Source organism: Rhodanobacter sp. Soil_C_14, from assembly GCF_057657335.1.
This window is the reverse complement of sequence record NZ_JBDGIQ010000006.1, coordinates 96,359-110,274: the sequence shown is the minus strand read 5'-3', so window position 1 is coordinate 110,274 and position 13,916 is coordinate 96,359. Positions and strand designations below refer to the sequence as shown.

Genomic DNA, 13,916 nt, shown 5'->3' with positions numbered 1-13,916 from the left:
CAGCCGCGTAGCGGTCGTCGGCCGCCTCGCCCGATCGTCCTTGCGATAGCCTTTCATCCCCAGCGGATTGCCGGAACGCCATGACCCTGCTCAGCGTCAACCTCAACAAGATCGCCGTGCTGCGCAATTCGCGCGGCGGCGACGAACCGGACATCTGCCGTGCCGCGCAAACCTGCATCGACGCGGGCTGCGGCGGCATTACCGTCCATCCCCGGCCCGATCAGCGCCATGTGCGCCCACACGACGTGCGGGCGCTCGCCGCGATGCTGCGCGGACGGGTCGAATACAACATCGAAGGCAACCCGTTTGCCGGCGCGCGGGGAGACTATCCGGGCCTGGTCGAACTGGCCCGCGAAGTGCGTCCCACCCAGGTGACCCTGGTTCCCGATGGCGATGGCCAGATCACCTCCGATCACGGCTTCGACCTGCGCCGGGACATTGCGCAGCTGCGCCCGCTGGTGGGCGAGTTGTGCGATCTCGGTTGCCGGGTCAGCCTGTTCGTCGACGCCGGCAGCCAGGATTTCGACCTGGCCGCGGTGATCGGGGTACAGCGCATCGAGATCTACACCGGGCCCTACGCCCAGGCTTTTGCCGACGGCCAGCCCGCCACGGTGCTGGCCGCTTGTGCGGACACCGCGCGGCGCGCGCAACAGGCCGGGCTGGCCGTGAACGCGGGGCACGATCTCAGCCAGGCGAACCTGGGCACCTTCCGCGCCGCGATTCCCGGCCTGGCCGAGGTGTCCATCGGACACGCACTGATTGGCGAGGCCTTGTACGAGGGACTTGGCACCACCGTGCGCAACTACCTGCAGATCCTGCGCTGACACCGTTCCGACAAACCGTCACACCAACAAAAACCCCCGCACGGGGCGGGGGTCTTGTCTGTTGCATGCTGCCGAGGCAGCCCGATCAGAAGTCTTCGGTGAAGCCGATCTTGACCAGGTTGTAGCTCTTCGCATCCGCCAGCACGCGGGCCACGTGCTCGTAGGCCACGCCGTCGGCTGCCGCGATCTGGATCTCCGGCTGATTGCTCTGCTGCGCGATCACCGCCAGCTGGGCTTTCAGGCCGAGTTCGTCGACCGGGGTGTCATTCCAATACAGCGCACCGGCCTGATCGATCTTCAGATGAATCGGATCGAGCGGATTGGTCGGCGGCGGATTGTTCACGTTCGGCTGCGGCAGGTCGACCTGGATCTTGTGGGCCAGCACCGGCGCCGTGATCATGAAGATGATCAGCAGGACCAGCATCACGTCGACCAGCGGCGTGACGTTGATCTCCGACATCGGACCTGTTGTCTTGGTAGTGAAAGCCATCTCAGGTCACCCCTTCGGCGCGTCAGTGGTCATGAAGGCGACATGCACCATGCCGGAATCCTTCGTGTCGCCGATGATCTTCTTCACGATCTTGAACTCGGTGCCCTTGTCCGCGCGGATCTGCAGCTCCGGCTGGGGCGACTTCTGGGCGTTCACCGCCAGAAGCGACCTCAGCTCGGCTTCCGTGACCGCATGGTCATTGAAGTACATGCTGCCGTCCTGCTTGACCGCCAGATCCAGGGGCGGAACCACCATTTCCGGTTCCTTGGTCTTTGGATTGGCGGTAGGCAGGTCGATCGTGATGGAGTGCGACATCAGTGGCGCGGTGATCATGAAGATGATCAGCAGAACCAGCATCACGTCGACCAGCGGCGTGACGTTGATTTCCGACATCGGACCGCCGGAATTGCCTCCAGTGCTCATCGCCATGGGTCAATCCCTCACTTCGAGCTGTCGACGCGCGAACCGGTAGCGAAGAAGTCGTGCAGGTCGTGTGCGAATTCGTCGAAGCGGGCGTAGGTCAGGCGGTTCGAGCGGCTGAAGAAGTTGTACGCGAACAGCGCCGGGATAGCGGCGAACAGACCGAAGGCGGTCATGATCAGCGCCTCACCGACCGGGCCGGCCACGGCGTTCATCGAGGCGTTGCCCGAAGCGGCGATGCGGATCAGCGCGTGGTAGATGCCCCACACCGTACCGAGCAGACCGACGAACGGAGCCGCCGAACCGACGGTGGCGAGCAGGGTCATGCCGCCTTCCAGACGCAGGCTCTCGCGAGCCACGGCCTGACGCAGGGCGCGATCGATGAACTCCGAACGGCTCAGCGACTCGGCCAGACGACCGGTGGTGCCGGCAGCCGCGGTGGCCTGCTGGTGATGGGCAACCGCCGAGGCAGCGTCCAGCGCAATCTTCGAGAACGGCTCGCTGCGCGGCTGCGCCTCGAGTTCGCGGATCGCGTCCTGGGTGGAGCCGTTGCCCCAGAAGCCGTCGATGACCTTGTCGGCGCGAGCGCGGACGGTGGCATTGCGGATGCCGTTGGCGATGATGAAGTACCACGACAGGAACGACATCACGACCAGGGTCACGAAGACGACCCAGCCGAGCCAGTCGAAGTTCTGGATCAGGTTGTCGAAGCCCATCTGTTTCATGGCTTCGGCGTTGGTATTGCCACCCATGGCCTGTGCGGCATCGGTCGTTGCAGGAGTCTGTAGGAACATAACGCTACCCTAGGGAAGTCAAGCGTGAACTGTAACTGTAAACCGGGGTAAGCCGGTTACAGCTGGTTGAGATTGAAGTTGACGGGAACGCGTGCGTACCCCTCGACTTTTTGTCCATTTCGAATCGTTGGATTGAAGCGCCAACGACGTGCCGCATCCATCGCTGCACGGTCAAGTTCATGGTAACCGCTGGACCGATCGATCTTGATGTCCTTCGGCGAACCATCCACGCCCACCAGGATCATCAGCACCACCGTACCTTCATGCCGCTGGCGGATCGCCTGCGGCGGGTACTTTGGCTGCAGACGACTGTTGTAGCTGAGGTCCGAACTGGCCGTGATGTCCGACGGCGGCGCCGGTGGAGCAGGCGGCGCAGGCGGCGGCGCCGGGGTCGCGTTCGCCGAGACTTCTTCCACCGGAGGTGGCGGAGTCGGCGGCGGCGGCGTCGGTGGCGGCACAACCTGCTTGATGACCTTCGGTGGCGGCTGCTTCGGCGGCTCCGGCGGCGGCGGCGGTGGCGGCGGTGGCGGCGGCGGCGGTTCGATGAAGTTCACCTGGACGATGCGTTCCTTCTCCTTGTGGTTCTGATGCGGTGGCGCCATGGGCGCCACGATCAACAGGAACGCAAACGCGTGCAGCCCAATAGCTACAGCCAATGCCCAGGTGCGCTTCCAACTGAATGGCTCGCGCCCGATTTCTTCGTTACTTGAGGCCATCTGTCACTAGTCTGGAGCTGATCAATCGGAAGAGAACGTTGCCGCAGGGCTTGGCCCGGATCCGTCTGATGCCTGGACGGAGCCGGAGAGAACTTGCCACTGGGGAGACGCAGGGGAAGGTTTCAACGTTACAACAGCACATGGCTTTTGTATAGCGCTGCGGGGCGGATTGACGGCCATTCCATCCCGCAGCTTGCCATGATCTTTCTGCTTTCAGCCGGCACCGGCCTTCTGCAACCAGGCCTTGGCCTTCGCGGCGGTTTCCGGATCCTGCGCGGCCTTTTTCATGGCAGCGACAGCAGCGGGTTTGTTCTTCATGCCGCGTTCGCTTTCGGCCAGGATCATGTAGGCCTTGCCCTTCTCCTTGACGCCCTTGTCGATGGCGGTCTGGACCATGGTCTTGGCCTGCTTGTACTTGCTTTCGCTGAGCATCAGGCGGCTGGCCCGAAGCGCGGGCTCGCCGTCGCCGGCGAGCGGCTGGGCTTTCGTGTAATAGCCGACGGCCTTGTCGATCTTGTTGCCGATCTCGGCGGCCTGACCGAGCAGCACGTACGTCTCTGCCGTCGGCTTGACCACACCCTTGCTCATGCCCTCTTCGAGGACCTGGGTGGCCTTGGCGGCGTTCGGGGCGGGATCGGAGCTTTCCTGACCGGTGATCAGGTACAGCTTGGCCAGGTTCACATAGTGTGATTCCTTGGTCAGCGTACCGGCCGCACGAGCCTTCTCCATCAACTGGATCGCTTCCGGGTACTTGTGCGCCTGCATCAGCACAGCCACGGCATTGTTCAGCGCATTGGGGTCGTTTGGATTCGAATTGAGCTGACTGGTCGCCAGTGCGGCGGCCTTGTCGTCTTGGCCGGATTCGGCGTAGCTGGCCATCAGGATCTGATCCCAGTTCGGCTCGGCCTTGGTGGTCAGCGACTTGGCCTTGGTGATCGCGGCGATCGCTTCGGGATACTTGGCGAGACGGTAATACGCGCTGCCCTCGAGCGCGTAGGAATCGGCGGTTTCCTTCTTGCCATCGGTGCGCCATTTGGCGACGGTGTCGAGTGCAGCCTGGTACTGCTCGTCAGCCAGCTGGAACTGGGCGAGCATGTATTGCAGCTGGAAGTAGGTGTCGTTCGGCAGCACGCCGATGGCCAACGAGCGCTGCAGCAGGCTGATCGCTCCCTTGACGTCACCGTCATTGTAGGCGAGGTTGGCCAAGCCCTGGAGGGCCAGCGACTGCGCGTACTTGCTCTTGCTGCCATCGATGATCGGCTGCAGGATCTGCTGAGCCTTGGCCTTGTCGCCCGCGTTGACCGCGTCCAGACCCTCGTTGAGGTTCTTCTGGTCCTTTGCGCTGGTCAGGTCGAGCTTCGGCTCCTTGCGACTGGTGTCGGGATAGAGCACTTCCTTCTTCGGCGTATCGTCGTGCTTGCGCGCCAGTACCGGGCTGCTGGCAAGGCCGAGCAACAATGCCGCACTCGCCAGCATGGTCAATCCACGGACATGCTTCATGGTGATCCTCGTTTTGTCTGCGCGTATCGATCGAGTGACGCGGGGGAACTATGGAGATTAACCCGAGCCGGCGTGCGATAACAAGCTGCAACGCCGCATGAAAGCTTGTTGAAAATCAACCACTTGGCGACGACTCGTGCATACTCTGGCGAATGGTCAGATGTCGAGATTGGCCACCTTCAGCGCGTTGGCCTCGATGAAGTCGCGACGCGGCTCCACGGCTTCGCCCATCAGCATCGAGAACATCTGGTCGGCGGCGATCGCGTCCTCGATGCCCACCTGCAGCATGCGCCGGGTTTCCGGATTCACGGTGGTGTCCCACAGCTGTTCGGGATTCATTTCGCCCAGACCCTTGAAGCGCTGGATGCTGCGGCCCTTCTTGGCCTCGTCCAGCAGCCAGTTGCGTGCTTCCAGGAAGCTCAGCACGCCACGCGAGGCGTTGCCACGACGTACGACGGCTTCGGGCTGGATCATGCCGGCGATCTGCTGGCTCATCGCCAGGATCGGCCGGAATTCGTTGCTGCTGAAGAACGGCTGCGGCAACAGCCAGGTATGGGTCAGCCCGTGCTGTTCCCTGACCACCTCGATCGCGGCCACCTGCTCGCCCTGCGCCGGGCGCAACGCCATGCGGTAGTGCGGTTTGCCCAGGCCACTGGCGGCCAGCCGCCCGGCGGCGCCATCAAGCCATGCCTGCATGGCGGCTTCATCGGCCCAGAGCTCGGCATGGATCGGTGGGTGTTCAAGCAGCGCGTTGAACACCGCCGCATCGAAGCGATGCGCCAGCTTGGCGATCTGATCCAGTGCGTGCTGATAGCCTCGCAACAGCCTTTCCAGGGCCTCGCCGGTGATCGGCGGCGCATCCGGGCTGTAGGTCAGCGAAGCGTTGTCGACCGCGCTGGAGATCAGGTAGTCGTTCAGCGCCGCGTCGTCCTTGATGTAGAGCTCCTGTTTGCCCTGCTTCACCTTGTACAGCGGCGGCAGGCCGATATAGACGTGCCCGCGCTCGATCAGCTCCGGCATCTGGCGATAGAAGAAGGTCAGCAGCAAGGTGCGGATGTGCGAGCCGTCGACGTCGGCGTCGGTCATCAGGATGATGCGGTGGTAGCGCAGCTTGTCCGGGTTGTAATCGTCCTTGCCGATACCCGTGCCCAGCGCGGTGATCAGGGTGCCGACTTCGGCGGAGGACAGCATCTTGTCGAAGCGCGCCTTCTCGACGTTGAGGATCTTGCCCTTCAGTGGCAGCACGGCCTGGGTCTTGCGGTTGCGGCCCTGTTTGGCGGAGCCGCCGGCGGAGTCACCCTCGACCAGGAACAGTTCGCACAGCGCCGGATCTTTTTCCTGGCAGTCGGCCAGCTTGCCGGGCAGGCCGGCGATGTCCAGCGCGCCCTTGCGGCGAGTCATCTCACGCGCCTTGCGCGCAGCCTCGCGGGCACGCGCGGCATCGACCGCCTTGGAGGCGATCGCCTTTGCCTCGTTCGGGTGTTCCAGCAGGAACTCGCTCAACTTCTCGTTGACCGCCTGCTCCACGGCGGTCTTCACCTCGGAGGAAACCAGCTTGTCCTTGGTCTGCGAGGAAAACTTCGGATCGGGCACCTTCACCGACAGCACCGCGATCATGCCCTCACGCATGTCGTCGCCGGACAGCGCCACCTTGGCGTTCCTGGCCAGGCCTTCCTTCTCGATGTAGTTCTGCAGCGAGCGGGTCAGCGCGGCGCGGAAACCGGTGAGGTGGGTACCGCCATCACGTTGCGGAATGTTGTTGGTGAAGCAGAACATCGTCTCCTGATAGGAGTCGGTCCACTGCATCGCGAGGTCGACGACGATGCCGTCCTGCTCGGAGAGGAGGCTGATCACGTTCGGGTGCAGCGCAGTCTTCAGCTGCGCCAGGTGCTGCACGAACGAGCGGATGCCGCCCTCGTACGCGAACGTGTCCGCTCGCCCTTCCCCGCGTTCGTCCTTCAGATCGATGGTCACGCCCGAGTTGAGGAAGGCCAGTTCGCGCAGGCGCTTGGCCAGAATCTCGTAATGGAAATCGATGTTGTTGGTGAAGGTGGCCGGACTGGGAAGAAAACGCACCACGGTACCGCGCCGGGTCGAAGGGGCGACTTCCTTCAACGGGTACAGCGGTTCGCCGAGCGCGTACTCCTGCAGATATTCGAAACCGTCGCGATAGATCGTCAGCCACAGGTGATCGCTCAGTGCGTTCACCACCGAGACGCCCACACCATGCAGACCGCCCGAGACCTTGTACGAGTTCGCGTCGAACTTGCCGCCGGCGTGCAGCACGGTCATCACGACTTCGGCGGTGGAGCGACCTTCCTCCGGGTGGATGTCGACCGGAATGCCGCGGCCGTTGTCGCTGACGCTGACCGAGCCGTCTTCAAGAATGGTGACCACCACCTTGTCGCAGTAACCCGCGAGCGCTTCGTCGATCGCATTGTCGACCACCTCGAACACCATGTGATGCAGGCCAGTGCCGTCATCGGTGTCGCCGATGTACATGCCCGGGCGCTTGCGCACCGCTTCCAGGCCCTTGAGGACCTTGATGTTGCTTGAGTCGTAGTGCGATTCGTTCGTGGATTCGTTCATGCGGTGACCGTTTCCTGGCGCCAGCTACCCGCCCGACGCGGCGCCGTAAAGGCCGGACAGGGTTATGCGATCCGTGGGGATGCAACCTTTCGATTATAGCAGGCGGGACAGCTCGCCTTGTTCCACGTGGAACACCCGGGCGGGCAGACCCTGCATCGCTGCCGGCAGCTCGGTACCCGTCAGCAGAATCTGGGCGCTGGCCCCCATCAATTGTCCGATGACCGCGCGTTGATGGGCCTGGTCGAGTTCCGAAGCCAGATCATCCAGACAGACAATGGGCCAGTCGCCGTGATGCTCCGCGTAGAGTTCGGCTTGAGCCAGCATGCAGGCCAATGCGACCAGCTTGCCCTGGCCGCGCGACAGGTGCTCGCGCAGCGGGGCATGCTCGAACGCCAGCGTCCAGTCTGCGCGGTGGACTCCCATCGTGGTGTGCCCACGAGCGACGTCCCTCTCCCGATGGACGCGCAACTGTGAGGCCAGGTCCTGATCTTCCGCCCACCCCCGGCGATAGCGCAGCTCCAGTGCGCCCAGCTCACCCAGCAGTCCTTCCATGCTTCGGGCCAGCCTGGGTCGCAACAGATCGAGATACGCCTGCCGTTGCAGGTCGATCTGCTGCCCCGTCTGGGCCAGCTCGGCTTCCCAGGGCAGGAAGAGTGCGTCAGTGGCCAGCGGGTAGCTGCGCAGCAGGCTGTTCCGTTGTTTCAGAGCCCGCTGATAACGGCGCCAGGTCGACAGGAACTGATGTTCCACGTGGAACACGCCCCAGTCGAGATAGCGGCGGCGTTCCTCAGCACCCCCGGAGATGAGTGCGTGCGAACCGGGATCAAAACAGACCACGGCACACTCCCGAACGAGTTCGCCCAACGGAGCGTTGAGTCCGTCGATCCGCCCTTCCCAGCGGGATCCCGTCCGCCCCAAGCCGAGCCGCGCGAGTCGGCCATCCGCATGGCGCAGTTCGGCGAAGATGGACAGTCCCGATGCCCCTCGCTGCAACAAGGCATCCTTCGCGCCGCTACGAAAGGAGCGGCCGTGGGACAGCAGGAACACCGCTTCCAGCACGCTGGTCTTGCCCGCGCCGTTGTCGCCGGTAAAGACATTGATGCCGGGGTCCAGCGCCACGGCTGCCTCGCCGAAGCAGCGCAGGCCGGCAATGCGCAGCTGTTCGATGTTCATGCGTAGCCACGCCGCAAACAGCAACGCCGGAGTTCCTCGCGGATACCCCGGCGCTTCGACTTCCTGCCCCAGCTCCTGAAAACCATGCCGTGGCCGTCAGAGCCGCAGCGGCATGATCACGTGACGGGCGTGCTCGTTGTCGTGTTCCTGCACCAGACAGCTGGACTGCGCATCTCGCAGGCTCAAGCGGGCCTGGTCACCACGCAACGCCGCCAGCGCATCCAGCAGGTATCCCACGTTGAAACCCACGGCCAGATCCGACACGTGCGTATCAGCCTCCACTTCCTCGACCGCCTCTTCCTGCTCGGGGTTGTGCGCAACGATGCGCAGCTTGCCCGGCGACAGTTCCAGGCGAACGCCGCGGTACTTCTCGTTCGAGAGAATGGCTGCACGCTGCAGGGCGCCGCGCAGCACCTCACGATCCAGCGTGGCGGTCTTGTCGGCGCCCAGCGGAATCACCGCCTCGTAGTCCGGGAAACGTCCGTCGATCAGCTTGGAGGTGAAGACCACCTCACCGCGACGTACGCGCAGATGATTGCGACCGAACTCCAGCTCGACCTCGCCGTCGCCGGTCTCGAGCAGGCCGACCAGTTCGTTGACGCCCTTGCGCGGAATGATGATCTGCCGGCGGGTGCTCACCGAACTTTGCAGCTCGGTTTCCTTCATGGCCAGTCGATGACCGTCGGTGGCCACGCACCGCAACGTGTGTTCCTGCAGATCCAGCAGCATGCCATTGAGGTAATAGCGCACGTCCTGGTTTGCCATCGCGAATGCCGTGCGTTCCATCAGGTCCCGCAGGACATCTTCCGGAAGGCTGACCTTCTCAACCAGTTCGATCTGGTCGACGGTGGGGAATTCGCTGGCTGGCAAGGTGGTCAGCGTGAAGCGGCTGCGTCCGGCATTCAGCGCCACGCGGTCGCCGTTCAACTTCAGGTCGATGCGGGCGCCGTCCGGCAGGGCGCGCACGATGTCGAACAGCTTACGCGCGGGAATGGTGATCTCGCCGTCGGCCAGATTCTCCGCATCTGCCGTGGCCACCATCTCGACTTCGAGATCGGTGCCGGTAAGGGACAGCTTGCCGTCGCCGACCTTGACCAGAAGGTTGGCCAGAACCGGCAGGGTCTGCCGCCGTTCGACCACGCCGACAACCTGTTGCAGCGGCTTGAGCAGGGCTTCTCGTTGGATGCTGAATTGCATGGCTGTGCTTCCCCTATACCTGCTGTTCTATCTTTAAAAGAAGTTAGTAGTGGTTGTTGGTGCGGTGTATAACTTTTATATCTCAAAAACCACAGACAAATCAAAAAGTTGTCGCGTTTCCACACTGTGTCCTGAGAGGCGGGTTGCCGGTGCGTGATTTGTGGATAAGTCTAGCGGCCAATCCATCCACCCATTATCCACAACCTGCGCGCCCGCTTATCCATAGCTTTCGCTGATTTCCGCCTCAACCGGTCAGTGTTCGAATCAGTTGTTCCCAGTCCTGCCGTATCCGCGGGTCCGTCTCGATGAACTTGCGGATCGTCTTGCACGCGTGCATGACCGTGGTGTGGTCCCGCCCACCGAAGGCCTCGCCGATCTCCGGCAGGCTGTGTTCGGTCAGTTCCTTGGACAGCGTCATCGCGATCTGGCGCGGACGTGCCAGGGAACGGACGCGACGCTTGGACAGCAGGTCCTGCAGCCGGACGTTGAAATACTCGGCGGTGATTTTCTGGATGTTCGGGATGGTGACCGCCTGCGCATGGGTGGCCAGCAGGTCGCGCAGGGTCTCCTCGGCGAAGTCGGTGGTGATCGGCTTGCCGTAGAAATTCGCCCGTGCCGCCAGCGTGTTCAACGCGCCTTCGAGGTCGCGCACGTTGGAACGGATGCGTTTGGCCAGCAGCATCGCCACGTTCTCGTCGACCGCCACGCCCTTCTCGTGCGCCTTGGCCAGCAGGATCGCCGCCCGCGTTTCGAAATCCGGCGGTTCGATCGCCACGCTCAAGCCCCAGCCCAGCCGCGACTTCAGCCGGGGCTCCAGCTTGTCCACTTCCTTCGGATAGCGGTCGCAGGTGAGGATGATCTGCTGCTTGGATTCGAACAAGGCATTGAATGTATGGAAGAATTCTTCCTGCGTGGTGTCCTTGCCGGCGAAGAACTGGATGTCGTCGATCAGCAGGGCGTCGACCGAGCGGAAGCGCTGCTTGAACTGGTCCATGCTCTTGGCACGCAAGGCCTCGATCATCGAACCGACGAACTGCTCGGAACGCAGGTACAGCACCTTGCAGTCGGGATTGTGCTCGCGCATCAGGTTGCCGGCGGCGTGCATCAGGTGGGTCTTGCCCAGGCCGGTGCCGCCGTACAGCAGCAGCGGGTTGTAGGCTCGACCCGGGTTGGTCGCCACCTGCATCGCCGCGGCCTTGCCGAGCTGGTTCGACTTGCCCTCGACGAAGGTTTCGAAGGTGTAGTGGGGGTCCAGATTGTGGAGATGCGGGGTTGCCGGCGCCGCCGCAGGGCGCGGCGCAGGGGCGGCTGCCGGTTTGCTGACCGGGGCTGGGCGGATCGAGCTGGAACCCACTTCCAGCCGCACGGCGCAGGGTTTGCCCGCAAGTTGCGCCAGCACGGTTTCGATCTGCTCCAGATAGCGTCCGCGAACCGTTTCCAGGGTGTACGAATTGGGCGCGAACAGCTGCAGGCCATGGCCATCTTCACGCGCCTGCAACGGCATCAGCCAGGTGTGCAGGTCTTCGGCGCTCAGATCGCCCTCCAGGCGCTCAAGGCAGCGCCGCCACAGATCACTCATGAATGAAATCAACCACTGCTTTGAAGCGCTGCTGCGCGGGGTGATGGGCTAGTCTAACAGCTGCCTCCACAGGCAGACCGCACGGATATCCACATGGATGTCCACAGCTTGCGCCGGGCAGGCATTTGACAGCCGTGACAAATCCCCGCCATACTTTCCAACCTTTTTATCCATATTCCCTTCGGAGTAAGCCATGAAGCGGACCTTCCAGCCCAGCAAGCTCAAGCGCGCGCGCACCCACGGTTTCCGTGCCCGTATGGCCACCGCCGACGGTCGCAAGATCCTCAATGCCCGTCGCGCCAAGGGCCGCAAGCGCCTGATCCCGTAATCAGGCCTGGCGTGATGTCCAGCGCCGGGCTGCCGCGCGACGCGCGGTTACGTCGGCCGGGTGACTTCGCCGCCTTGCGGACAAGCAGCGGACGCGCAGGCGGCCGCTGTTTTCATATGCGTTTTCGCGAAAACGAGCTCGGCCATGCCCGCCTGGGTCTGGCGATCTCCAAGCGCGTTTCCAAGCGGGCGGTCGAACGCAACCGGATCAAGCGGCTGTTGCGCGAATCGTTCCGTCGCGTGCGCCACCAGCTTCCTCCGGTGGACATGATGGTGATGGCGCGCGAACAGGCCGCCGGTGTGCCGGGGCCGCAGTTGCTCACCGAACTGGATGGGCTGTGGAAAAAGCTGCTGGCCAGCCAGACCGCATCGTCCGGGCCATTGAAGCGCGCCGGCGACACCACCACAATCGAGCGTTGACCTCCTTCTTACTGTCTCCGCGGCGTTGACAAGTGTCGTGGCGTTACCCGGATCTGCTACGCGATGAATCAAACGCGCACCTTCCTCTTGTTCGCCCTGGTCGCCGTGGCCTACTTCCTGTTCATGGCCTGGCAGAAGGACTACGCACCCAGGCCGCCGCAGAACACCGTGACGGCCACCGCGGCGCCGAGCAGCGATGCCAGCGTGCCGGGCGCGATCCCCGGCTCGACTGCAACCGTTGTGGCCAGCCCCGCCGTCGGCAACGTGGCCAATGCCCCGGCTCCCGCCGCTGCACAGCTGATCACGGTGCAGACCGACGTGTTGAAGCTCAGCGTGGACAGCCGCGGAGGTAGCCTGGTGCACGCCGACTTGCTGGCCTACCCGAACGCGCCACGCACGCACAAGAATCCCAACCCGCCGCCGACGGTGCTGCTGTCCAGCGACGATGCGCACTACTCGGTCGCCCAGAATGGCCTGGTCAGCAGCAGCGATGCCGCACCGGCGGACCAGCCGAACCACCTGGCGCTGTTCCACAGCGACAAGACCTCGTACGTCTTGGCCGATGGCCAGGACGAGCTGAAGGTCGACCTCGTCTGGCAGGACGCCGCGGGGCTCAAGGTCACCAAGACCTATACGTTCAAGCGCGGCAGCTACGTGATCGGCGTCAGCCAGCGCATCGACAACGGCGCCGCCACGCCGTGGCAGGGCAACGCCTACCAGCAACTGCTGCGCGTCGAGCCGCCGAAGGCCAGCAACTGGCTGGCGAACTATTCCAATCCGGAACAGCGCAGCTTCCAGGGCGCGGCCTGGTTCACCGGCGAGAAGTTCGAAAAGCTGCCGTTCAAGGACTTCGCCGAACCGAAGGACCAGCTCAACGCGCAGATCAAGGGCGGCTGGGCGGCGATGCTGCGTCTGTACTTCGTCACCGCCTGGATTCCGCCGGCCGGCCAGACCGAGCACTACCTCACCGACACGATCAATCCGAACAGTGCCCATCCGCGCTTCCTGATCCGCACCGTGGGTCCCGCCATCAGCGTGGCGCCGGGCCAGACTGCCACCAGCGAATCGCGCCTGTACGTGGGCCCGAATCGCCAGGGCACGATGGACGCGATCGCGCCGGGTCTTGATCTCACCATCGACTACGGCATGTTCAAGATCATCGCCGTGCCGATGCACTGGGTGCTGTCGCAATTCCACGCCATCACCAAGAACTGGGGCGTGGCGATCATCCTGCTGGTGCTGCTGATCAAGGGCCTGAGCTGGAAGCTCACCGCCATCCAGTACCGCTCCAGCGCCCGCATGCGCAAGCTGCAGCCGCGTGTCCAGGCGCTCAAGGAGCGCTATGGCGACGACAAGCAGAAAATGCAGACGGCGATGATGGAGCTGTACAAGAAGGAGAAGGTCAACCCGATGGGCGGCTGCCTGCCGGTGCTGATCACCATGCCGGTGTTCTACGGCCTGTACTTCGTGCTCGAGTACAGCCTGGAACTGCATCATTCGCCGTTCCTGTGGATCCCCGACCTCAGCGCGCCCGATCCGTGGTACATCCTGCCGATCATCTACGCGGTCGTGATGCTGGGCACGCAGGTGCTGAACCCGGTCGCCGCGGGCATGGACCCGACCCAGGCGAAGATGATGAAGGTGATGCCGCTGCTGTTCACCGTGATGTTCGCCTTCTTCCCCGCCGGCCTGTGCCTGTACTACGCCGTCAACGGCATCGTCGGCCTCGGCCAGCAGTGGTGGATCACCCATCACATCGATCGCGAGGAAGTGGTCAAGCCCAAGGCGGCCTGATCTCGCGCCGAACGGCAACCGACAGCCGCGACCGGGCAACCGTCGCGGCTGTGTCGTTTCTGGTCGAAAGGGCATCACACCTTGCGCCTCCGA

13 protein-coding genes are annotated in these 13,916 nt (G+C 63.5%); 4 read left to right on the top strand and 9 right to left on the bottom strand.

Annotated elements, in window-relative coordinates; translation table 11 throughout:
• Window positions 1-80: 80 nt before the first annotated feature.
• Entirely contained in the window at window positions 81-824 is a 744-nt protein-coding gene (locus tag AC3A56_RS14685; RefSeq protein ID WP_487770821.1) for a pyridoxine 5'-phosphate synthase, read from the top strand.
• Between the two features lie 85 nt (window positions 825-909).
• Here AC3A56_RS14685 and AC3A56_RS14680 read toward each other — a convergent pair whose 3' ends face one another.
• The 9 genes from AC3A56_RS14680 to dnaA form a co-directional block, all read right to left on the bottom strand.
• Window positions 910-1,314 (bottom strand): ExbD/TolR family protein, encoded by a 405-nt coding sequence (locus tag AC3A56_RS14680; protein ID WP_040673554.1) that lies wholly within the window; start codon window positions 1,312-1,314, stop codon window positions 910-912.
• 6 nt (window positions 1,315-1,320) lie between these two features.
• Window positions 1,321-1,743 (bottom strand): ExbD/TolR family protein, encoded by a 423-nt coding sequence (locus AC3A56_RS14675; RefSeq protein WP_007809813.1) that lies wholly within the window; start codon window positions 1,741-1,743, stop codon window positions 1,321-1,323.
• Window positions 1,744-1,754: 11 nt separating this feature from the next.
• Window positions 1,755-2,486 carry a MotA/TolQ/ExbB proton channel family protein gene (locus tag AC3A56_RS14670; protein ID WP_007809815.1) on the bottom strand — a complete coding sequence of 244 codons (732 nt, stop codon included), beginning with the start codon at window positions 2,484-2,486 and terminating at the stop codon, window positions 1,755-1,757.
• Between the two features lie 98 nt (window positions 2,487-2,584).
• On the bottom strand, window positions 2,585-3,244 hold the full coding sequence (locus AC3A56_RS14665) for an energy transducer TonB (RefSeq protein WP_487770820.1): 660 nt from the start codon (window positions 3,242-3,244) through the stop codon (window positions 2,585-2,587).
• 213 nt (window positions 3,245-3,457) lie between these two features.
• Window positions 3,458-4,744 carry a tetratricopeptide repeat protein gene (locus AC3A56_RS14660; RefSeq protein ID WP_487770819.1) on the bottom strand — a complete coding sequence of 429 codons (1,287 nt, stop codon included), beginning with the start codon at window positions 4,742-4,744 and terminating at the stop codon, window positions 3,458-3,460.
• Window positions 4,745-4,900: 156 nt separating this feature from the next.
• Window positions 4,901-7,333, bottom strand: a complete 2,433-nt coding sequence (gyrB, locus tag AC3A56_RS14655) for a DNA topoisomerase (ATP-hydrolyzing) subunit B (protein WP_487770818.1) — start codon at window positions 7,331-7,333, stop codon at window positions 4,901-4,903.
• A 93-nt stretch (window positions 7,334-7,426) separates the two neighbouring features.
• A complete protein-coding gene (recF, locus tag AC3A56_RS14650; protein ID WP_487770817.1) occupies window positions 7,427-8,506 on the bottom strand; it encodes a DNA replication/repair protein RecF in 1,080 nt (359 codons plus the stop codon).
• A gap of 96 nt (window positions 8,507-8,602) precedes the next feature.
• On the bottom strand, window positions 8,603-9,703 hold the full coding sequence (gene dnaN / locus AC3A56_RS14645) for a DNA polymerase III subunit beta (protein WP_487770816.1): 1,101 nt from the start codon (window positions 9,701-9,703) through the stop codon (window positions 8,603-8,605).
• 244 nt (window positions 9,704-9,947) lie between these two features.
• Window positions 9,948-11,282, bottom strand: coding sequence for a chromosomal replication initiator protein DnaA (dnaA, locus tag AC3A56_RS14640; RefSeq protein WP_056716482.1), 1,335 nt, complete (start codon window positions 11,280-11,282; stop codon window positions 9,948-9,950).
• Window positions 11,283-11,475: 193 nt separating this feature from the next.
• On the opposite strand from dnaA, the gene rpmH reads away from it, so the two are divergent.
• The 3 genes from rpmH (at window position 11,476) to yidC (ending at window position 13,823) form a co-directional block, all read left to right on the top strand.
• Window positions 11,476-11,610: a 50S ribosomal protein L34 gene (gene rpmH / locus AC3A56_RS14635; RefSeq protein WP_008211413.1), complete on the top strand. Its 135-nt coding sequence runs from the start codon at window positions 11,476-11,478 to the stop codon at window positions 11,608-11,610.
• A gap of 14 nt (window positions 11,611-11,624) precedes the next feature.
• Window positions 11,625-12,029: a ribonuclease P protein component gene (gene rnpA / locus AC3A56_RS14630; RefSeq protein WP_487770815.1), complete on the top strand. Its 405-nt coding sequence runs from the start codon at window positions 11,625-11,627 to the stop codon at window positions 12,027-12,029.
• 63 nt (window positions 12,030-12,092) lie between these two features.
• Complete coding sequence (gene yidC, locus AC3A56_RS14625; protein WP_487770814.1) at window positions 12,093-13,823, top strand: membrane protein insertase YidC; 1,731 nt, start codon at window positions 12,093-12,095, stop codon at window positions 13,821-13,823.
• Window positions 13,824-13,916 lie beyond the last annotated feature (93 nt).

Excerpts from the sequence above, each read along its gene's own strand:
- recF (WP_487770817.1), bottom strand. The coding sequence starts at position 8,506 with ATGAACATCGAACAGCTGCGCATTGCCGGCCTGCGCTGCTTCGGCGAG.
- AC3A56_RS14685 (WP_487770821.1), top strand. The coding sequence starts at position 81 with ATGACCCTGCTCAGCGTCAACCTCAACAAGATCGCCGTGCTGCGCAAT.
- AC3A56_RS14670 (WP_007809815.1), bottom strand. The coding sequence starts at position 2,486 with ATGGGTGGCAATACCAACGCCGAAGCCATGAAACAGATGGGCTTCGAC.
- yidC (WP_487770814.1), top strand. The coding sequence starts at position 12,093 with ATGAATCAAACGCGCACCTTCCTCTTGTTCGCCCTGGTCGCCGTGGCC.
- AC3A56_RS14665 (WP_487770820.1), bottom strand. The coding sequence starts at position 3,244 with ATGGCCTCAAGTAACGAAGAAATCGGGCGCGAGCCATTCAGTTGGAAG.
- AC3A56_RS14680 (WP_040673554.1), bottom strand. The coding sequence starts at position 1,314 with ATGGCTTTCACTACCAAGACAACAGGTCCGATGTCGGAGATCAACGTC.
- rnpA (WP_487770815.1), top strand. The coding sequence starts at position 11,625 with ATGTCCAGCGCCGGGCTGCCGCGCGACGCGCGGTTACGTCGGCCGGGT.
- gyrB (WP_487770818.1), bottom strand. The coding sequence starts at position 7,333 with ATGAACGAATCCACGAACGAATCGCACTACGACTCAAGCAACATCAAG.
- AC3A56_RS14675 (WP_007809813.1), bottom strand. The coding sequence starts at position 1,743 with ATGGCGATGAGCACTGGAGGCAATTCCGGCGGTCCGATGTCGGAAATC.
- rpmH (WP_008211413.1), top strand. The coding sequence starts at position 11,476 with ATGAAGCGGACCTTCCAGCCCAGCAAGCTCAAGCGCGCGCGCACCCAC.
- dnaN (WP_487770816.1), bottom strand. The coding sequence starts at position 9,703 with ATGCAATTCAGCATCCAACGAGAAGCCCTGCTCAAGCCGCTGCAACAG.
- dnaA (WP_056716482.1), bottom strand. The coding sequence starts at position 11,282 with ATGAGTGATCTGTGGCGGCGCTGCCTTGAGCGCCTGGAGGGCGATCTG.
- AC3A56_RS14660 (WP_487770819.1), bottom strand. The coding sequence starts at position 4,744 with ATGAAGCATGTCCGTGGATTGACCATGCTGGCGAGTGCGGCATTGTTG.